Raw genomic sequence first — 20518 nt, forward strand, 5'->3', positions numbered from 1 at the left:
CAGCATGAATTGCCAATTCGTCCTCATCGCGACTTTCTGCCTTGCTGGCTGCTCAGGCCCAAAAGAACCTGAGCGCGTGCTCGTCCAGACGCAATCCGGGCCGGTGGCGGGCGTGGTGGATCAGGACATCTTCGCCTTCAAGGGCATTCCCTATGCGGCCGCGCCATGGACGAAAAACCGCGACGGCAAGACATTTGGTCCCGATTGCGGTGATACACCCGATTGCCTGACGCTGAATGTCTGGGCGCCAGCCGGCAAGACCGGGGCGCAGGTCGTGGTCTCGGATCGCGGCAATGCGTCAGATATCGATAAGATCGCAGCCGGCCATTTGAAACGCGGTCACGTCTTCGTCTCGATCAATACGCGCTCTCTGTCGCGCCATGCCGACGAACAAGCGGCGATCAACTGGATTTCCGCCAATATCGCCGAATTCGGCGGCGACCCTCACCACATGACGGACGAATAGCCCTATGTTCAAAGCCCTCCCCCTCCTCGCTCTTCTGTTCACCGTGGCGCCGGCGCACGCTGCCAAGCGCGATGCGGACGAACAAACCCATTGCCGCGCTGTGGGCCAGACCCTCACGCGTCTCGGCAAGGCGGAAGCCGAGGTCGCCGCGCTCCTGAAAAACAAGCTGGGCGCCAACGCCTCTGACAAGGACAAAGCAACCGTGGCACAATACCAGGCGCTGGCCGATTCGACTCTGGCCCTGGGGCAATCTCTGGAGGCCACGTTCTCCCGAGCAGCCCCGCCTTCGGCCGTGGACCTGAAAGCGCTGGAAGGCGCTGGTATGGACAGCCTGACCGAGGCGGCGCAAGCCTGTACGCAATGACCGTACTTACAGACGTGCATACACAGAATTTTGACGTTTAAGCGCTAGGCTCGTCGAAAATCCGATAACGAGGCGGGCCATGGAACTGAAAATCACCAAGATCGGCAATTCACTGGGCGTTATTCTTCCCAAGGAGCTGCTCACGCGCCTCCGGCTCGACAAGGGTGATCCCCTGTTCATCACCGAAACGCCGAACGGTTATCGCATCGCGCCCTACGATCCGGTCTTCGCCGAACAGATGCAGCAGGCCCGGGAGCTGATGAAAAAGCGCCGCAATGTTCTGCACGAACTGAGCAAGTAGATGCCCTTTATCCTGATCAGAGACGGCGTCATCGAGGCCCTTCAGGCCGAGATCGCCACCCAGCATGGCGCCGGCCAGGGTGATAACCTGGGCTTACGCGAGCTCAGCATGATGAAGATGATGCACGCCCGCGTGAAGGCGCTCAACGAAAGTTCGGCCACCGATCTGGCCAGCCTCGCCGCCTGCTATGGCTATGCCCTGGCGCACGATCAGTTATTCTTCGACGCCAACCTGCCGACCGCCCTGACGACGATCGAGCTGTTCCTGTCACTCAATGGCTATGGCCTGAGCGCCGACGACACAACCTGCTTCCTGGGTCTCATGGTCGTGGCCAATGGCGAACTCAGCGCCGAAAGCTTTGCGAGCTGGATCCGCAGCCATATCACGCCGCTAACGCGCGAAGATTAATTCATTTATTGAATCAACCTGATACGTTTGAGCGAATTTCTCTGCGACCTTCTTAAACCGCCTTGCCCTGCTACCGATTGATGTTGGCGCATGGCAACTCACTGGCTGGTAATGCCTGCTCGAAATCCTTGTGATATGGGCTCACCTCATAGTTCGGTCTTACCGAACGGTAAGTTTTCTGACGTTCGCCGTAGACATTCTACGAATTCTTCCCGATCGGTAAGAATTCGCATTGACACGTGACCGAGACAAACATATCTTACCGATCGGGAAGTTACGAAAATGATCAGCAATGCAGAAAACTTTGGAACTATGGTTGCCCAGGCACGACGGGCCTTAGGCCTAACTCAGCGAGATTTGGCATTGGCAATTAACACAGGCGAACGGTTCATCGTCGATCTCGAAGCCGGCAAGCCTACCGCACAACTCGGCAAAGCACTGGCCGCCGCAAAGGCTGTAGGCATCCGCTTAGTCGATGCCGCAGACACTTCAGAAAGCCGGCAGCAACGGTCGATGCTATGATCATGATTCCTCTCTTCAACGAACAAACGCAAGTCGGTTCGATCAAGAGAGCCGACGACGGGCCGCAAATCCGCTACACGAACGCATGGCGGGCCTCGACCAAGGCATTCCCAATTTCACTCAGCATGCCGCTTAGTGCCGAGGATTGGGATACAAACGTTTCAGTGCCATGGCTCATGAACCTGTTGCCAGAAGGCGAACCCCTCAGAGCCATGACCCAGGCACTTGGCGTCGCACGAGAGGACATTCTGGGGCTTATCTTAGAGACCGGCCGTGATCTCGCTGGCGCGCTCACCATTGGTCAACAACCACCCCAAAACCATCCCGATCTGATCCTGATCAGCACACCTGACGCGTTAGAACGCATCATTAATGAGATGCCGGCCAAACCTTTTCTTGTTGGTGAAGACGGCGTCTCGATGAGTCTGGCCGGTGCCCAGGAAAAGCTGCCGCTGACGATGAGAGACGGAAACCTCGCTATACCGATCAACGGTGCCGCATCGACGCACATTCTCAAGCCTGACAACCCAAGACTACCCGGAAGCGTGCAGAACGAAGCGCTTTGCATGGTGCTCGCGCGACGCTGTGGATTGCCAACGGCAGACGTCATCACCGGCATAGCCGGCGAGCGAAGTTATCTGTTGGTCACACGATACGATCGCTTCGACGACAATGGTCGCACGCGTCGACTTCACCAAGAAGATTTCTGCCAAGCTCTCGGCCGACCTCCGGCCGCCAAATACGAGCATGACGGTACCGGACAACGTGGCCCTTCCCTTGCGGACATGTTCAATCTCGTCCGCGCTCACATGACGGCGCTCGACCTTACGCGCTTCCTCGATGCGGCAATCTTCAATATCGCAGTGGGCAATGTGGATTCGCACGCGAAAAATTACTCAATTCTGCTTAAGCCAACCCGTAGCGAGCTCGCGCCGTTATATGACCTGATGTCAGGCCTCACTTGGCTCAACATTACTCAGAACCATGCACAAGATGTAGGAGGGCAGCGCCGCGGTCGGCATATTTACGCGCGCCATTGGCGTCGCTTGGCTGAATCTGCAGGCCTTTCCGGGACGGCCACAGTCCGCAGAGTCAGCCGCGTGACGGAACGCATACTCAGAGAATTGCCCGCAGCCATAAACGAAGTCGCCGCAATGCCGGCAGGCTCAACCCTGCTCGATGTGTTTGCAGACGCTATCGCCGAACGCACGCGCCTGATCCGAGAGAATGCCTTACGCCCCGATGGCGATGATACTGTCGGTGAGACCGCGGCGAACCTCCAGGACGAGATGCGCATCAACGGATCGTATGGATAAACAGCGCAAAGCCTCCGGCTGTCGGCGCCACGGCTCTCCTGCTCCCCTACCCCGCCATAGCTGAACTGATGTGCTGATCAGGTCGTCAAGCCGAAGTCAACGGGTACTGTCATGCTGATGCGCTCGCCCGCTACGTCCACGGGCGGTTTCGGCAGAGGCTGCGCGGCGGCCAGCATATCCAGCGCCGCCTGATCCAGCGCCGCCACGCCGGAAGATTTCGTCACCCGCGCTGTCAGCACACATCCCTGCCGGTCGATCACGAAGGTCAGTTGCACCACGCCGACCTGGTGCCGACGTCGCGCCTGAGGTGGATAGATCTTGAATGTCTCCAGATGCAGCCGAACGCGCGCCGCGTAGCTGGTTGCGTGTTTCGGCCCACCGCCTACGCTCTGACTTTGCGCCGGGCTCTGGGTTGGCGCCGGCCGGTTGGCAGGCGTCGGCTTGGCGGGGCCGTCAGCTTCAGACTGCGTCGTTGACGGATTCGCGGCAAGATTCGGGGCCGGGATCGGTGAAGACCCGCTGTCAGGCGAACGGGTTTGCTGTGGCGTAGACGCTTGCACAGCTTGTTCCATCGCCTCATTGAGCGCAGGCGCAGGCGGCGCCGTGGAAGGCAACGCAACCACCGCTACAGAGGACCCAGGCGGTGGCTGTGACGTGGCTGGCGCACCCTGCGTCGGCGCCGCCACCGTTTCCAGGGATACCCACAGCGTATCATCCACCAAGGGCGCCGCGGGTTTTGGGACGGTCAGGACAAGCAAGGCCAGAAGGGCTCCGTTGATCAAAACGGAGCCCCCGGTCGCCCATATGACATGCTTAGGCGAGGCCATAGGTCTAGAACGTCTTGCCGACCGTGAGACGGACTGTCTGGCCTGCCGCCGGCAGGTAGCTCAGGTGCGGTTTGTAATAGTGGTCAAAGATATTGTCCCAGTTCAGACGCACATCGATACCTTCGAGCACGCCGGTGGCGGGCCGCCAGGTCAGAAACAGATTGTGGATGTCATAGGCATCGGTGGTCGAACTGACGGCGCCCGTCGTTGCAGAATAAGAATTCTGCCGGCCGGCGAATTCGCCACGCCAACCCAGCGACAGATTCCGCGATGGCAGGACCCAGCCCGCCGTCAGGTTCAGTTGCTCAGCCGGGATGGTGTTGAAGGCGATACCGGTCAGCTTGTTATAGCCATTGACGGTCGAATAAGCCGCGCGGGTATAGAACTGACCGGCGGCATATTCGGCTTCCAGTTCTGCCCCGGCATAACGTGCCTCGCCGACATTGGTATAGGCCGAAGACGTGGTCGTGGTGCGCGTGATCAGATTGGTGATATCGTTCTGATAAACGGTTAGCTTGAGGTTTAGCGCATCACGGCTGGCAAACAGACCGCGCTGGACATAGGAGGCCCCGATTTCTTTATTTTCTGAAACTTCCGGCTCCAGGTTGAGACTGATGCTCTGCGTGCTGCCGCGCGTATAGATTTCGTCAAGAATCGGGAGGCGTTCGGTGTGCGACAAGGAGCCGAACACATTGATGCGCGAGGTGACGGCATAAAGCACCGCCAGCTTGGGTGACCAGGCGTCAAGATCGACATCGGATGGCGTACCGGTCGCCCCGACGACGTAGGTGCCGGCACCAGGCTTCAGGCTGGACCTGTCGTAGCGGACGCCGGGAATAAGCGTCAATTTCTCGCCAATCAGGATTTCATCCTGCACATAGAGACTGGCGCGATTTATGTCACCTTCCGGGTGGGTCGTCGCGCCATGGGTGACTGTACCGGTCAGGCTATAGCGCGGATTACGGCGCTCCTGGTCATAGGTTTGCACACCCACGGTCAGGAAGTGATCGAGCGGCCCGGTCTTGAAGGTCGAGACGTTTTCGATCTTTGCCTGGACGGTCCGATAAATATATTGCGAGCTATAGCCAAGCGAGCCAGGCGAGAACTCGTTATCGGTCTGGTCAGTGGCCAATTCATCAAAGGCGATCTGCGCTTTCAAATCGAGCCAGTCATTCCCGACGAAGCTATTGTCATAGCCGATGACATAGTTGGTGTCCTCGGTCTGGCGGCGCACCATGCTGGTAAAGGCGGCAGCCTGCTGATCGTACATCTGGAAGGAATCACTGCGCCATTTTTGCGCCGACGCCCAAAGGCTGTGCTGTCGGTCACCGCCGATATAGTAGCGCGTTTTGATGAGAACTGAGTCACCGGACGCCTGCGACGGTGACACCGTATTGCCATTGCCGTCCTGATAGTCCTCCGAACTGCGGCTATTGGCCATGATCAGCAGGTCGAGATTTTGCGTTGGCCTGAAGGCAGCCATCAGCGAGGCTAGCGTGCCATCGCCATTACTGACATAACCCGCCTTGGTGCGCAGGGCAAAGCGATCATCGCCCTTCAGGAAGTCAGAAGCATCCTTGGTCGTGAAATTGACGGTGCCGGCGAGTGCGCCCGTACCATAGATCGTCGAGGAAGACGGACCTCTAAGCACCTCGACGCGCTTGTAGAGCTCCGGATCGGTGAACAGGCTGCCCATGCGATAGCCTTCGAAGAACTTGGTCACGCCGTCGATGGTAAAGACGACCCGGCTATCTGATTCCGACAGCGCCGTGCCCATGCCGCGGATATTGAGGCCCTGCCCCAGTGACGACACACCGCCGGCGGCATCCACACCGGCGACACTTTCGAGCAAATCGCCGACCGTGCCCGCCTGAGCGTTATCAATATCCTCCTGGTCGAGTACCGTTACAGATTGGGGCGTATCGATGGCAACCTTATCCTTACCGGCAGAAACCACGATCTTGCCCAAGGAGAGTTGCGCGGCGGCATCTTCCGTCACGGCTTGTTGTTCTGTTGTGTGGCTGGCGCTTTGAGCGAAGGCCTGATTGGTAAGCAGACCTACGGTCAAAGCCGTCGTCGCCATTAGGCGTCTATGTTTAAAAAGGGACATCCCAACTCCTCAAATTCTAAAAAAACATTTTACCGGCGTCACCGGCAGCTATATGAGAATAATTCTCATTCACTATGATCGACACAATGTCAACCTATTGCAAACAAGAATCATTCGCATTACTAAGGTTTGGCATTTAAGCCACAGACCGGAAAGGTTCACACATCATGCAGCGTCATCTGAGGATAAGCCTGCTCACAATTTCAGTTGCCAGCGTGCTCACCACGCCCGCCCTCGCGCATTCGCCCTATTTGAAACCCAACACCTTTACCGCGGAGAGCAAGCGCACGCATGTGACGGTGGAGGCCGCGTTTGCCGAAGGGGATTTGCGACCGGACGTCGCCATGAAGTCCGATGCTTTCCACGCGGTCGCCCCCGATGGCCAGATCTTCCCCCTCCCCCCTGCAGCCACGCTCTCGGATGCCACCTTCCTGGAAGTGCCACTAACACAGAACGGCACCTGGCTGATTACCTCTGGTGTGCGCCAGGGCCGTGTGGCCAAGGCAGCGCTCAAGGATGGCCAGATCCGCTTCTTAGAGGGCGGTGCCGCGCCCGGTGCCGGCGAGACCGCGATCGATGTGCGCAGCGTGACCCGTGCCGACGTCTATGTCAGTCGCGGCACACCGGCCCTAAAAGACATCACAACTGAACCGGGCGTCGAAATTCATCCCGTAACCGCGCCGTATGACGCCTATGCCGGCGAGCCGTTCAAACTGTCCGTGCGCGAAGGCGGTAAGGGCCTTGCGGCGGCAGACGTCACCGTCACGGCCGACGGCGAAACCTATAACGGCAAGTCTGCGCCTGTCGAACTGAAGACCGATGCATTAGGGCAAGCCAGCTTCACGCCATCAAAAGCCGGTCTCTACCTGATCCAGACACGGGTGCGTCGCGCATCTCCCGACACGCCTGGCCTGTGGCTCAGCAACACTGCCACCCTTACCCTCGAAGTCCTCCCCCAATAAGGCCCAAAAACAAGGTATGAACATGAAAACCTCCCTTTCCATACTCGCGCTCGCCCTGCCACTCGTGATGGCATCTCCCCTGGCCCACGCCGCTTCACACTCCATAACCACCTTCATCGAGGAGCAGGATTTGAATGGTGACGGCAAGGTCTCGCTGGCTGAACTGAAGGCCGGCCGCCAGATCGGCTTCATGAAGGCCGATCTCGACGAAAACGGCACGCTCATTGAAGTGGAATATGTCGGTGAATATGAAGGCCGACTGATGCTGAAACTCAGCAAGATCGCCGATCCGGAAAAACGTAAAGAAGAGCAACAGCGCCAGATGCGCCAGGCCAAGGTGCGCTTTAACGTACTCGACTCCGACAAGAGCGGCGCTATCGACATGACGGAATATATGGCCTCGGGCGTGAAAATGTTCGAGCGTCAGGACCGTGACAAGGATGGCTTCGTCACCGACAAGGACCGCATCCTGCTTGAGGCTGACACAAAGCAGGGCAAGGGTGACGATTTCATCGCGCCTTAACACTCGCCAACCTAGCGCTTTAGCCGCGGTCAGGCGTCCGCTCGTCATATGAAACGCGTATGTGACGAGCGGATACCGCGCGCTGGCGCCTCCAATAATGCCCTTTCAAAGGGCTTTTCGACGTTCCTTACGCTGACAACGCTTGCGATTATGATCGTGTGTTCATGGCAATGGCACGGCGCTACCCGGTTGGGAGACATGTGGACACAGCGACGCGCCCACGCCCCCTACTCCGGCCTTAGATCTGCCTATGCCAGTGGCCTGTTCTGCATTTTATGCCGCCCGCTCTTGATATCAGGAGCGCTGTGGATTCGTGGACACCTTGACACGTAGCCCCCTCCCCTCCCCTGCCAATGCCTGTTGTAGAATGGATTAAACTGTGTCCCGGTCTGACCGGGTACGGCTGAGTACGGCCTGAACGTCTTTTGCCTTTCCCTGCCTTAATCTGTCCACGGCTACCGGCCTCACAAGCTCGACAAGAAGCCTTCAGTTTATAAAATATTTACCAATTTCGCCGAATCATGCGCGTGGTACTGTCCACACGTGCCCCCGTCGTCAAGATGAAATGTTGTAAAGACAAAAATTTGTCTACCCAACACGCCAACAAGACGGGCTGTCGTCACGATGAAGTGTTGCTTTTTCGTGATGTCGGGAAGCACACACACCCTCACGCCGTCGCGTGGAAGTGTTTGGGTTTCAACCTGTCCCGACAAGGGCATGCGGACAGAGCCACAAGACACGGATTTCGGGTGTCCATTTTTCAACGCGCCCGATCCTCCGCTCATCCACGTGTTGCCCGATCCACATGTCGGGCTGTAGTATAGAGGACGCCGCGTCATGTCGTCTCGCCCACGCGCTGAAAATTCGACACCCCGACCTGTGGACAGGTCGGCTCTGTCCACGCCCCCGCACGTCCGCGCAACGCTCCACACAGCCACGTGGCCGCACCCCTACACCACGTCACGCGCACCTGCCGACACACCCGCACCCGGACCCGTCGGCGCGTCCACATACCAAACCGTCCGCACGTCCAGTTATCCAAAGGCTTACACATGAAAACCCTGGCCATAGTCTCCCAGAAGGGCGGCGTGGGTAAAACCACCATTGCTGTGCATATTGCCGTCGCGGCCGCCCGCGCCGGTTACAGCGTCGCCATCATCGACCTGGATCCCCAGGCCACCGCTGCCCAATGGGCAGACTGGCGCGGGGCAGGGGAGGGAGATCACGATCCCAACCCGGTCGTCGTCGCCGCCCCTCATGCGCGACTGGCGCCCACTCTCAAAGAAGCCGAGAAGATGGGGGTCGATCTCGTTATTCTTGATTCGCCGCCGGCGGCGGACAGCGCCGCCGTCGCCGCCGCAAGGCAGGCCGATTACGTGCTTATCCCGACCCGCGCCTCGGCCTTCGACCTGCACGCCATCAAGACCACCGCCGAACTGGTGCGCGTTGCGCAAAAGCCTTCGGCCGTGCTGCTCAACGCCGTACCGGCCCGCGCCAACAGCCTGATCGACGAGGTCGCCTCAGTCATCCACAGCCTGCAACTGAATATTGCACCGGTGTGCCTGGTTGATCGCGCCGCCTTGCGCCACGCCGTCATCAACGGCCAGACCGCCAGCGAATACGAGCCGCTCGGCAAGGCTGCCGAGGAGGTCCGCGAGCTCTACAAGTGGGTGTGTGGACGCCTGGACATGCCCGCATATCCAAAAGCCGACAAAAAAGCCCTCAAGATTTTCAAAGAAAAACAACCCTTTAAAGGTGCCGCATGAGTAAATCCGCTTCCCGCCCCTCGCTCGCTGACCGACTAGCCGCCGTGGCCGGTCCGCAAATCTCGCCGTCCGCCGTTATCGAGAAGGAAGCCGGGCAGGCTGTCAAGGTCCAGGCGCCAAAGATATCAAAAGCGGCCGTTCGCGACCCCGAACCGGCACCAGCCCCCGTGTCGAGCGTCACCAAGGCGCGCGTCGGCAAGACCATGATCGCCGGCTATTTCACACCGCAGATGGCCCGCGCCGTCAAGATGCTGGCGGTAGAGCGTGACACCACGGTCCAGGCCTTGATAGGGGAGGGGCTTGATGCCGTTCTGCACAAACACGGCAAGCATCCGATGGGTGAACGCTAACCGGTGCGCGAGATTCGACTCTGCTAAGGGAATCATGAAACGGTAAAAGACCATGTCCAAACGCCGCGATCCCAATGCCGAGTTAGATCTCTTTATACCCTTGCTCCACGATGTGGCGCTTAAGGATCAGCGCGAGACCATGGAGCGGCCGTTTTTCTCGCTGCAAAAGCGTAAAAGGCTGAAACCGATCGAGTACAAGAGCCCCGACGGTGAGGTCTGGGTCAAGGTGGAAGCCATGCCGGCCTATGGCATGGCTACCATCTGGGACGCCGATATCATAATCTGGGCGGCTTCGGCGCTGAACCGTATGAAGGCCCAAGGTGTGAACGATCTGCCGCGCACACTGAAAACCACCACCTATGACCTTTTGCGCGCCATCAAGCGCGATACCGGCGGCAAGAGCTATGCCGAACTGCAGGCGGCACTGCAACGGCTGGAAACCACCTCCATCCGGACGTCCCTACGCGCACCGACACGGCGTCAGGAGGCGCAATTCGGCTGGCTCGACGGCTGGACGCTCGAGATCGACCCGGAAACCGGCCAGCCGCGCGGCATGACCCTGACCCTGTCCAACTGGGTCTATGAGGGCATTACCGGCGAACGCTCGCTCCTGACCATGCATCAGGACTATTTCCTGCTCACCGGCGGGCTGGAGCGCGCGCTTTACCGCATCGCCCGCAAACATGCCGGCGTGCAGCCCGAGGGCTGGGTGTGCAGGATCGAGGTTTTGCATAACAAGACGGGCTCTGACAGCCCGCCCAAGGAATTTAATCGCATGTTGCGCAAGGTGGTCGAACGCAACCAGATGCCGGAATACGATATTTCCTTCACCAAGACGCAGGATGGCTCGCCCGCGGTGTTTATTATCTCGCGTTTGGCCCAGCTTGACGACCAGGTGGGTGGAGAATTGGCCCTGCTGAACGCTCAGGATCAGGATATCGCCGTATCTGCCCCTAAAAAGACAGGTAAACGGGCCTGAATCCTTCATTCCCAAGGGTTTGACGGGGATAAGCACGGGGTATCGCACACCCGAAAGCCCGATAACCCTTTGCACACAAGGGAAGGGCAGGGGGCCTTATTCCGGGAATCATCGGGGTATCACACACCAAATGAAGGTTAACGAAGAATTAACACGTCCCTTAAGGTGCGCCAGACCAGCCAAACGAGTTGCCAAATAGGCACATTCAGGCCTTCGGGGGATTACACACCCTCTGAAACGGACGAGCGACGGGATTGGGTTCCTCGCAAACAGAATTATCACCGTCATCGGGGGATCGCACACCGGCATCTCCACCCATTTTAGGCCGGGGCCTGTGGGTAAACTTGTGGATAAATGGCATTTGAGAAACCGGCGCTGGCTTATTCCACGGGGGAACGCCCACTAAAGCCTCGGGGGATGACACACACTTGAAACGGGGTTTCACCCACTGAAGCACGGGGTATCTCACACCAGAGATCCCCATAAGCCATTAAATAATAACAAAAAAAAGGCTTTCTGATTCGGCTTAACTTACTTAAGGTCTCTTATAAGACTCTCTTTAACCCTGAAAGGATCGGGTTACCGTGGACAGGGCGGGTCTCTGGCCTTTGAGGGGCCAGACCCGCCTCAATCTGAAAGCGGTGTGCGGACGTCTGATTACATTTGACTCTGCCAAGCTTCCCGACCTAGTGTTTACACGCACCCTAAGACGGGTGTGTGATAAAGGGCGGACGTGGGGGCGTTCGCCAAAGATGGGGGATATCGCATTTTGACGCAGGCCGGGGCAAAAGACAGCGCCTTACAGGTGTCTGGACAGGTTGCCAGCCAGGCCGCCACCTCTGCGCCCCCGAATGCGCCGCTGGACCTCGCCGAAGCCAAAAAACTAATCGGGCAGGTCAACAGCCAGCACGATCTCCAGACCACCTTCAGCGCCATGCCCAAGCCCGATCTGAAAGCCCTGGCGTTCTGGAAGAGGGTCATGGATTCGATCGGACACTTTTTCGAGGGCGTCGCCAAGGTCTTCGCGCCGCTTGGCCCTTTTATGCCCTATATCCTGGGTGCCCTGGCCATCGCTCTGATCGCATTTCTGTTATCACCGGTCGTGCGTTTAATGATCAGCACACGCTTCCAGCGGTTGTTCCAGCGTGACCATCTGCGTGCCGATGCCCCGTGGCGCCCCACACGTGAGGCTGTGGTGGCCTTGCTGGCAGATATTGATGCCCTGGCCGCCCGGGGTGACTATGAGGAAGCTGTGCACCTCCTGCTGGCCCGCTCGGTAGCCGATATCAACGCTTTCCGCCCCAACATGGTGCGCAAACACTATTCCGCCCGTGATATCAGCTCACACCCGCTGTTGCCGGACGCGGCACGACCGGCCTTTGTCGAGATCGTGCGGTGGGTGGAAATGAGTTATTTCGCCGGTATTCCGGCTGGCAAAGCCGGTTTTGACGCCTGCCGCGCAGCCTATGTCGCCTTTGTCGCCGCCGAGGGGATCGCCTAATGCCCCGCAAGCCGAAATCCCACACACCCAAAAAGACATTAGGCGAGCGCCTGGGGCATGCGTCCGGCTGGCTGCCGGCTGTGGCGGCGTTTCTCATCCTCTGCCTGTTCGCCGCGGCCGGTGCTGCGCTATTTGATGTCAATTCTATTCCCAAGACTGGTCAAAAAGCCAATGTCACGGGCTTGTCAGCGCAGGGCACAGCGGGCCTTGGCCGTTTGCTGGAGGCGAGGGGGCATGAGGTCGTCGTCAACCGCCTGGAAGATGGCCCGCTCATCGACCACGCGGCCCTGGAGATCATAACCCTTGATGATGATGGCGGTACGCTCACCTATGCCTACCATTTCGATGAGGAGGACGCATCCTCGGCCTCCGAAGAGACCAGCAGTGCCAGTGAAAGCGATGAGGAGAACTACGGCGCGGTTCAGATCCCTGATCCGAAGCGCTCGAAACATGTGCTGAGCGCGCCGCTCGGCAAGGTCGTGCTGATTGTGGCCCCGAAATGGAACGCTGGCCGCGATCCGCGCAATCGGTACTGGGATCGCGGACCGTCGCTGGTGGCGAAGTCCAACGTGACCGAGAGCCTTGGTTTCCTGTCGCCGATGCACGAGGTCAAGGCACCCGAGGACGACAAGGAAGCCGCTTTGAAAATGGCTGCGTCTCCACCTGGCACTAAAACCGTGCGCAATGGCGACATGCTGGTGACCTTCGATGACATGGCCTACGTGGTCAACCGCGACAGCCGCCTTGTGGTCACGCCGGCCGAGCCAAGCGGTGATACAAACTCAGACGCCATCGCCAATGAACTCAACAAGCTGACGCCGACCAGTGAACCCATGAAGCATCTGTGGGCCTTTACGCCTGCGCTGGGAGACAGCGCCTTCAAAACGCCGCTGACCGTGGGCGCCATCACAGCCCTGCAATCGATCACCGGCCCCAATCTCCAGCCGGTTCTGGTGGGCCCCAATGGCGAGGCCGTGCTGTCGCGCTTGATCGTGACAGGGGGGCGGGCCCAGCCGAAGGTGCCGGTCTATCTGCTCAGCGACCCTGACCTGCTTAACAATCAGATCCTGTCGGATCCGCAAAAAGTCCTGAGCGCGCTCACCCTGATCGATACCATAAGCCCGAAAGCTACCAAGCCAGGCCGGGTGATCTTCAATCTGACCTTCAACGGCCTGTCGCTCGATCATGACCTGTTGCATGTCCTCAGCCGCCCGCCCTTCATCGGTGTGCCCTTATGCCTTCTGATCGCGGGCCTTGGCCTCATGTGGGCAGCCTTCGCACGCTTCGGACCGGCGCGGGAAGCGCCCGCTGGCGCGCCGCTTGGTCGTGGCGTGAAAATTCTCGCCGATAATGCCGCGCGGCTGATGGCGATCACCCTGAAAGAGGTGAAGCTTGGCCCGGCCTATGCCGATCTGGTGCGCGATCTGGTCATCAAGGACAAGGGCTACCGTGCAGGCATCAGCACCGAAAGCCCGGATGCGCTGGCCGACCGCATCGGCCGAACCCACTTAACCGCCGACACCTTTACCGACCTGAAAACCCGCGCCGGCAAGGTCATGACGGTGCACCAGCTTATCGATATTACGCTCAAACTCCACGCCTGGAAGACGGAGATACAACGTGCTCATACCTGATATTCAAGCCCTGGCCGAGCGCCTGCGCGCCGAGATCGCCAAGGTCATCATCGGCCAGAAGGATACGGTCGACCTGTTGCTGACGGCGCTTTTTTCCGGCGGCCATATCCTGCTCGAAGGCCCGCCGGGCACGGCCAAGACCTTGCTGGCCAAGGTGTTTTGCCAGTCCTTGAGCCTCAAATTTGGCCGCATCCAGTTCACGCCGGACATGCTGCCGGGTGATGTTCTGGGCTCCAATCTCTTCAACTTCCAGACATCCAGCTTCACACTGACCAAGGGACCTATTTTCTGCGACCTGCTGCTTGCCGATGAAATCAACCGCACGCCGCCGAAAACACAGGCCGCCTTGCTGGAAGCCATGCAGGAGCGTTCGGTGACGCTCGACGGAGTGCGCCATGACCTCGGTTCGCACTTCACCGTCATCGCCACGCAGAACCCGATCGAACAACAAGGCACCTATCCGCTGCCGGAAGCCCAGCTTGACCGCTTTCTGTTCAAGCACGTGCTGGGTTATCCTTCGCTTGAGGAAGAAAAGCGCATTGTCGATACCTCCGGCAATGCGGCCGCCAGCGATCCGGCAACCGCCGGCGTCGGGGCGGTCTTAAGCGCAGCTTCGCTGGCCGAGGCCATTCGTGTGGTCTCGACCGTGAAGCTCAATGACGCCAATCTGAACTACATCGTGGCCCTGATCCGCGCCACCCGTGAGACGCCGCAGCTTTCGGTCGGGGCTAGTCCACGAGCCGGCGCCCTGCTCGCGCGCGCCGCCCGTGCGCGCGCTGTGCTGGATGGTCGTGACTATGTGCTGCCCGATGACATCAAGGCGCTCTACCCGGCCTCTATGCGTCACCGCGTTCTGTTGTCGCCATCGGCCGAGATCGAGGGCGAGAGCGTCGATCGGGTGTTGCAGGATCTGCTTGAGCGTATTGAGATCCCGCGCTGATGAACATCTATCCCACCCCCCGTCTTCTGGTGCTGTTAGCCTTAAGCGTACTGGTCGCGCTTGGTGTCGGCATCTTTGCGCCGGGTGTGTGGGCGTGGGTGCCGCTGGTGGCTGGGCTGTGCTTTGTCGCTGCCCTGCTCGATGGCGTGTTTGCGCCGGTAGGGGAGGGCCTGACCTTCCAGATGTCAGCGCCCGAGACACTCGGCGTTGGGCGCACTGTGGAGGTGCCCTTCTCCGTTCGTTTCACGCGCTGGCGGCAGCCGGGCATCATCGAATTGCGGCTGGGTCTGGGACGGGTTCTGGCGGCTTCGGAGTATCCGCGCAGACTGGTACGCCAGGACGGCGCCTTTACCGGCACCTTGAGCCTGAAAGCCACGGCGCGCGGACGCGGTGAGATTGACGCCGCCTTTGTGCGCTGGCAGGGCTTCGCCGGCCTGGTCTATGTCCAGAAAAAGCTGGTGCTCGATCATGAGATCGTCGTCACGCCGGATATTCACGGCGTCGAGCAGGACGCCGCCGATCTGTTTTCCCTCGATAACATCTATGGTGTGCGGGTTCAGAACCAGCTTTACAACGGCTCGGAATACCATGCGCTGCGCGAATACGATGCCAGCCAGGATCACCGCCGTATCGATTGGCGGTCCTCGGCGCGTCACATGAAACTGTTCAGCCGCGAATATCAGGCCGAGCGCAACCACCATATCGTTCTGGCCTACGATACCGGCCGTCTGATGGGCGAACCGCTGGCTGGCCTGAAACGCCTCGATCGCGCCATCTATGCCGGCCTGTTGCTCGGCTATACAGCCCTTAAAATCGGCGACAATGTCCGCACCTTCGCCTTTGCGTCCAAGCCCTACCATGTGGCGCCGGCCGTGACCGGCATCCATGGTTTCAACGCGCTCAAATATCAGTTGTCGGCGCTGGAAGACACGCCGGAGGAATCCAATCACACCCTGGCCCTGGCCGATCTTAACGCCAAGGTGGCGCGGCGTTCGCTGGTTATCCTGTTCAGCGATTTCATCGATGAGATCAGCGCCGACCTGATGGTGGAAAGTCTCAATCGCCTGTCGAAGAAGCATCTGGTGCTGTTCGTCGCTTTCAGGGACGAGGTGGTGGAGGACCTGATGACACGTCCACCTGTCGAACCTGAGGACGTGACACGGGCGGTGTTCGCCAAGCGCCTGTCAGACCAGCGCGAGCGGGTGTTTGCGCAGCTACGCCGTCAGGGCGTCGAGGTGTTAGAAACCCCGACGGAACTGTTGGCGACGTCGATTGTCAGTAAATATCTTGCGCTTAAACGCGCCGATCGCCTGTAGGGAGCCGCAAAGAATGACCGATGAGCCAATCCCGCACACCGCCGCACCGAAGCCCGTTTTGCGTCTGAAGAGCCAGAAATTCCGTGAGGCCCGTCAGGGTGACTGGCGTTCGCTTTCCCGCCAACTCGACAAGGTCGAGAAGCGCGGTCTTGGCAGTTTCTCCATCGATGAACTGCTCAATCTGCCAGTGCTCTACCGTTCGGCCATGTCGTCCTTGTCGATGGCGCAGTCGATCTCGCTCGACCGCAACATGATCACCTATCTGCAGGCCCTGTGCGTGCGCGCCTATGTGTACATCTATGGGCCTCAAACCCGCCTCAAGGACGTGCTGAAGGGCTTCTTCATCCAAGCCTGGCCGTCGGCCGTGCGTCAGTTGGCGCGTGAGATCGCTCTGACCTTTACGATCTTTGTCACAGGTATTCTTGCCGGTTGGCTATTATGCAGCAACGATTCAAGCTGGTATGGGCTGCTTTTGCCGGGAGAGCAGGGGAGCCGCGATGTTGGCTCTTCGGCGGCGGAGCTGCGCAAGACCATTGGCGATGGCGGTGATCATGCCCTCTCGCCGTTTGCCGTCTTTCTGATGACCCACAATGTCGGGGTCGCTATCTCGACCTTCGCGCTTGGCGCCTTTTTCGGCCTGCCGACCTTCGCGCTCATCCTCTATACCGGCATCACTATGGGCGCCATGGTCTGGTTGTTCTCGCAGAAGGGCATGGGCGTCGAATTTACCGCCTGGCTGACGATCCATGGCACTACAGAACTTTTCGCCATCATCATAGCGGGGGCCTGTGGCTTCCATATCGCGCGGCGCCTGATGTTCCCGGGTGACGCGAGCCGTCGCACAGCGCTGGCCGAAGCTGGCCTGCTGACCGGTACGGCCATGATCGGCGTTGCCATCATGCTGACCATTGCGGGATGCCTGGAAGGCATCGGTCGCCAGACGATAACCGACACCCTTGTGCGCTTCGCCATCGGCCTCGTCATGCTGACCATCTGGTGCTTCTACTTCACCGGTGTCGGACGCAACAAGGCTACGAGCGACCGCTTTGGCAAGAGCGGGGACGCCTGATGGCTAAGCGCGAAAAACGCGACCTGATCAGCGATGCGCCCTACGGCGAATTTGGCCGTACCGCCAGCGAAATCCTGACGCCTGAAGGCGTGATTCTGCCCTTTATCAACGCTACCTTCGGCGAGCGGGTAGGGGCTCTGGTCATCGACATCGTGATCATGATCGTCATGCCGGTATTTGTCTTTATCGTCTGGATCATCCTGCCGCTGGAGCACGTCTTCGAGGATAACAAGAACAAGGCGCTGGTCTCCTTCCTGCAGATCATCGCCCTGTTCTTCCTGTTCTTTTTACGCTCCGGCTATTTCATCTTTTTCGAGATGGGCGCGCGGGCCGCCACGCCGGGCAAACGCGTCATGAAGTTGCGCGTTATTTCCCAGGATGGCGGCCGATTGACCCCGGCAGCGGTCTTTACACGCAACGCCATGCGCGAGGTTGAGCTTTACCTACCGGTACCCCTGGTCTTTGTCATGGCGGCCGGCAGCCAAAGCCTCGGGGCATGGCTGGCGGGCCTGTGGGCGCTGGGTATGCTTTTGCTGCCTCTCTTTAACAAGCAGCACGCGCGACTGGGTGATTTCCTGGCAGGCACCCGCGTTGTGCATATGCCCAAGGCGTCGCTCAGCTATGATCTGGCCGATCTCGAAAGCGATCGTGGGCTAGGCATCAGCTTTACGCCGGAGCAACTGGCCTATGGCGAAATGGAGCTGAGTGTGCTGGAACAGGTCTTGCGTGAGCGTAAATCTACGGTCATGCGGGCGGTGGCGCAGAAGATCAAGGCGCGCATCGGCTGGGTCGATCCCCAAAACGATGCGCCAAACGACGAGACCTTTCTGCGCGCCTACTATGGCGCGTTGCGGGCCCATCTGGAAAGCCGGATGCTGCTCGGCAAACGCCGCAAGGATAAAAATGCCGCGCCGGTATAACTCAGGCCAATGACAAAACGTGATCTGTCACAATCTGTAGCTATTTTTAGCTTGCCTTGAGGCGATCAATTGGGTTTGGGTCATGCTGCGGGTGCGAAAATAGTTTGCGACGAGAATAGGGTTTGGCTCGATGAAGATAACGATGATTGGTTCGGGCTATGTCGGCCTGGTTTCGGGTGTGTGCTTTGCCGAATTCGGTCACGACGTCGTGTGTATGGATCTGAATGCCGATAAGATCGAAGGTCTGAAAAAGGGTGTTATCCCGATCTTCGAGCCAGGCCTTGAAGAAATGACGCTGGATAACGTCAAGGCCGGCCGCCTGACCTTCACGACCGATATCAAAGGCGCCGTCGCTGGGTCTGACGTTGTCTTTATCGGCGTCGGTACACCCACCAACAAGGAAACCGGCCACGCCGATCTGAAGTACGTCTATGCCGCCGCGCGAGATATCGCCCAAGCGGTCGAGGGCTTCACCATTGTTGTCACCAAGTCGACCGTGCCGGTCGGTACCGGTGATGAGGTCGAACGTATCATCCGCGAAACCAACCCGAACGCTGATGTCGCCGTGGTGTCAAATCCGGAATTCCTCCGCGAAGGCGCGGCGATCAAGGACTTCATGATCCCGAACCGCATTGTCGTCGGTATCGAGGATGAACGCGCCCGACCGGTCATGACCGAGGTCTACCGCCCGCTGTTTATCAACCAGTCGCCGTTGATGTTCACCACGCGCCGCACCTCTGAACTGATCAAGTATGCCGCCAACGCCTTCCTGGCCATGAAGATCACCTACATCAACGAAATGGCCGATCTGTGCGAAGCTGTGGGCGCCAATGTGCAGGAAGTGGCGCGCGGCATCGGTCTCGATAACCGTATTGGCACCAAGTTCCTTCATGCCGGCCCAGGCTATGGCGGTTCGTGCTTCCCGAAAGACACTCTGGCCCTGGTCAAGACGGCGCAGGATTTCGGTGCGCCGATCAAGCTGATCGAGGCCACTGTGGAAGTCAATGACGCGCGCAAGTCGAAGATGACGCAGAAGGTGATCAAGGCGCTGGGCGGCGAGGTCAAGGGCAAGACGGTGGCTGTGCTTGGCCTGACCTTCAAGCCGGAAACCGATGACATGCGCAACTCGCCATCCATCACCATCATAGAAGAACTGGTCGCTTCAGGTGCTACGATCCGGGCTTTCGACCCTGAGGGCATGGACAACGCCAAGTCGGTTCTTCCGCAAGAGGTTATCTATTGCGAAGGCCCCTATGATGCCACAGCCGGTGCTGATGCCGTCGTGGTCGTGACCGAATGGAATGAATTCCGCGCGCTCGATCTCAAACGCATCAAGTCGGTGGCCAAGGGCGCCGTGCTCGTTGACCTGCGCAATATTTACCGCAAGGATGAGGTGGCGCGCCACGGCTTCACCTATAGCTCTATCGGTCGCCCGGCCGAGGATATTATCTAGTTATTCAAAGACGGACGCGGTTTGTTCAGGCCCGCGTTTGTCCTTACTTTCGCGCAAGGTGACGTAGATCGCGGCGTAAAGCACGTTGCCGAACACGCCCATGATGTCGCTGGCGGCTGTCGTCAGCGGGGTCAGGATGGTATCGGGCAGCAAGGACATCCGCATCGAACCTGCCACCATGCCGGTGAGTATGGCGACCAAGATACCGCTCACCAGAGCAATCAGGAAGATCGAGCCGCGGTGGTAGCGCGTCAGGAACAATGAGCGCTTAAGCGCACCGATGACGCCGAGATGGCGCTCACCGACATAGCATGGGATAACCACGCTCAGGCCCAGGCTAAGGATGATGCCGGGGATGATGAGGGCGATGAAACCGAGCCCGATCCACAAGGCGCTCAAGATCGAAATAGCGAGGATGGGCAGGGCGTTGTGCAGGGCGCTGGCGATAATCTGGCTGATACGAGGCTTTTTGCCGACGGCACGCAGAATGGCGACTTCGGTAACCATCGAAATATTGATCAGGTACAAAAACACGCTTAGCAGGCCAACCACGAGGCCAACCCAGGACGAGGTTATAGAGGTGAAGACGTTATTATACGCATCGTCGATACCCGCATAGATATTGCCGATAAAACTCAGGGCCAGATCGGGCAGGACATAGCTCAGCAGGCCGAGCAGGAAGATCAGTGGAAAATTTTCGCTCAGCAGTTTGAAAAACCGATTGATAGCGACTGAAAACGAAAAGGTCATGTCATTCCCCGATGATATGTCCCCGGATGCCGTGTCGCACG

The 20518-nt window shown here is 58.9% G+C and carries 21 protein-coding genes; 18 read left to right on the top strand and 3 right to left on the bottom strand.

Going from position 1 to position 20518, the window contains the following annotated elements; all coding sequences use genetic code 11:
* The first annotated feature begins 76 nt into the window (after positions 1-76).
* The 6 genes from ABQ278_RS17150 to ABQ278_RS17175 all read left to right on the top strand — a co-directional run bounded on the left by ABQ278_RS17150 (position 77) and on the right by ABQ278_RS17175 (position 3377).
* Positions 77-466, top strand: a complete 390-nt coding sequence (locus ABQ278_RS17150) for a hypothetical protein (RefSeq protein WP_349322249.1) — start codon at positions 77-79, stop codon at positions 464-466.
* A gap of 4 nt (positions 467-470) precedes the next feature.
* A complete protein-coding gene (locus tag ABQ278_RS17155; protein WP_349322250.1) occupies positions 471-830 on the top strand; it encodes a hypothetical protein in 360 nt (119 codons plus the stop codon).
* 79 nt (positions 831-909) lie between these two features.
* A complete protein-coding gene (locus ABQ278_RS17160) occupies positions 910-1131 on the top strand; it encodes an AbrB/MazE/SpoVT family DNA-binding domain-containing protein (RefSeq protein ID WP_349322251.1) in 222 nt (73 codons plus the stop codon).
* The gene (locus tag ABQ278_RS17165; protein WP_349322252.1) at positions 1132-1539 is read left to right on the top strand and encodes a death-on-curing protein; all 408 of its coding nucleotides are present in this window, start codon (positions 1132-1134) and stop codon (positions 1537-1539) included.
* Positions 1540-1821: 282 nt separating this feature from the next.
* The gene (locus ABQ278_RS17170; RefSeq protein WP_349322253.1) at positions 1822-2061 is read left to right on the top strand and encodes a helix-turn-helix domain-containing protein; all 240 of its coding nucleotides are present in this window, start codon (positions 1822-1824) and stop codon (positions 2059-2061) included.
* A complete protein-coding gene (locus ABQ278_RS17175) occupies positions 2058-3377 on the top strand; it encodes a type II toxin-antitoxin system HipA family toxin (protein WP_349322254.1) in 1320 nt (439 codons plus the stop codon). Before ABQ278_RS17170 ends, ABQ278_RS17175 begins: the two co-directional genes overlap by 4 nt.
* Positions 3378-3454: 77 nt before the next feature.
* Here ABQ278_RS17175 and ABQ278_RS17180 read toward each other — a convergent pair whose 3' ends face one another.
* Together ABQ278_RS17180 and ABQ278_RS17185 are read right to left on the bottom strand one after the other, a co-directional pair.
* On the bottom strand, positions 3455-4159 hold the full coding sequence (locus ABQ278_RS17180) for an energy transducer TonB (RefSeq protein WP_349322255.1): 705 nt from the start codon (positions 4157-4159) through the stop codon (positions 3455-3457).
* Between the two features lie 49 nt (positions 4160-4208).
* Positions 4209-6314, bottom strand: a complete 2106-nt coding sequence (locus ABQ278_RS17185) for a TonB-dependent receptor domain-containing protein (protein ID WP_349322256.1) — start codon at positions 6312-6314, stop codon at positions 4209-4211.
* 167 nt (positions 6315-6481) lie between these two features.
* On the opposite strand from ABQ278_RS17185, the gene ABQ278_RS17190 reads away from it, so the two are divergent.
* The 12 genes from ABQ278_RS17190 (at position 6482) to ABQ278_RS17245 (ending at position 19727) form a co-directional block, all read left to right on the top strand.
* A complete protein-coding gene (locus ABQ278_RS17190) occupies positions 6482-7276 on the top strand; it encodes a DUF4198 domain-containing protein (RefSeq protein WP_349322257.1) in 795 nt (264 codons plus the stop codon).
* Between the two features lie 22 nt (positions 7277-7298).
* A complete protein-coding gene (locus ABQ278_RS17195; RefSeq protein ID WP_349322258.1) occupies positions 7299-7799 on the top strand; it encodes a hypothetical protein in 501 nt (166 codons plus the stop codon).
* A 1052-nt stretch (positions 7800-8851) separates the two neighbouring features.
* The gene (locus ABQ278_RS17200) at positions 8852-9565 is read left to right on the top strand and encodes an AAA family ATPase (protein WP_349322259.1); all 714 of its coding nucleotides are present in this window, start codon (positions 8852-8854) and stop codon (positions 9563-9565) included.
* Positions 9562-9915 (top strand): ribbon-helix-helix domain-containing protein, encoded by a 354-nt coding sequence (locus ABQ278_RS17205; protein WP_349322260.1) that lies wholly within the window; start codon positions 9562-9564, stop codon positions 9913-9915. The genes ABQ278_RS17200 and ABQ278_RS17205 overlap by 4 nt, the downstream gene beginning before the upstream one ends.
* A gap of 52 nt (positions 9916-9967) precedes the next feature.
* Positions 9968-10894, top strand: coding sequence for a replication initiator protein A (locus tag ABQ278_RS17210; RefSeq protein WP_349322261.1), 927 nt, complete (start codon positions 9968-9970; stop codon positions 10892-10894).
* A gap of 805 nt (positions 10895-11699) precedes the next feature.
* Positions 11700-12395 (top strand): hypothetical protein, encoded by a 696-nt coding sequence (locus ABQ278_RS17215; RefSeq protein WP_349322262.1) that lies wholly within the window; start codon positions 11700-11702, stop codon positions 12393-12395.
* Positions 12395-14029 (top strand): hypothetical protein, encoded by a 1635-nt coding sequence (locus tag ABQ278_RS17220; RefSeq protein ID WP_349322263.1) that lies wholly within the window; start codon positions 12395-12397, stop codon positions 14027-14029. Before ABQ278_RS17215 ends, ABQ278_RS17220 begins: the two co-directional genes overlap by 1 nt.
* Positions 14016-14969, top strand: coding sequence for a MoxR family ATPase (locus ABQ278_RS17225; protein ID WP_349322264.1), 954 nt, complete (start codon positions 14016-14018; stop codon positions 14967-14969). Before ABQ278_RS17220 ends, ABQ278_RS17225 begins: the two co-directional genes overlap by 14 nt.
* Positions 14969-16285, top strand: a complete 1317-nt coding sequence (locus ABQ278_RS17230; RefSeq protein ID WP_349322265.1) for a DUF58 domain-containing protein — start codon at positions 14969-14971, stop codon at positions 16283-16285. Before ABQ278_RS17225 ends, ABQ278_RS17230 begins: the two co-directional genes overlap by 1 nt.
* A 13-nt stretch (positions 16286-16298) precedes the next feature.
* Entirely contained in the window at positions 16299-17354 is a 1056-nt protein-coding gene (locus ABQ278_RS17235) for a stage II sporulation protein M (RefSeq protein ID WP_349322266.1), read from the top strand.
* The gene (locus tag ABQ278_RS17240; RefSeq protein WP_349322267.1) at positions 17354-18274 is read left to right on the top strand and encodes an RDD family protein; all 921 of its coding nucleotides are present in this window, start codon (positions 17354-17356) and stop codon (positions 18272-18274) included. The genes ABQ278_RS17235 and ABQ278_RS17240 overlap by 1 nt, the downstream gene beginning before the upstream one ends.
* Positions 18275-18404: 130 nt before the next feature.
* Entirely contained in the window at positions 18405-19727 is a 1323-nt protein-coding gene (locus tag ABQ278_RS17245; RefSeq protein WP_349322268.1) for a UDP-glucose/GDP-mannose dehydrogenase family protein, read from the top strand.
* On the opposite strand, the gene ABQ278_RS17250 is transcribed toward ABQ278_RS17245, so the two are convergent.
* Entirely contained in the window at positions 19728-20477 is a 750-nt protein-coding gene (locus tag ABQ278_RS17250; protein WP_349322269.1) for a hypothetical protein, read from the bottom strand.
* Between the last annotated feature and the right edge of the window lie 41 nt (positions 20478-20518).

This window comes from Asticcacaulis sp. MM231 (assembly GCF_964186625.1).
GTDB lineage: Bacteria > Pseudomonadota > Alphaproteobacteria > Caulobacterales > Caulobacteraceae > Asticcacaulis.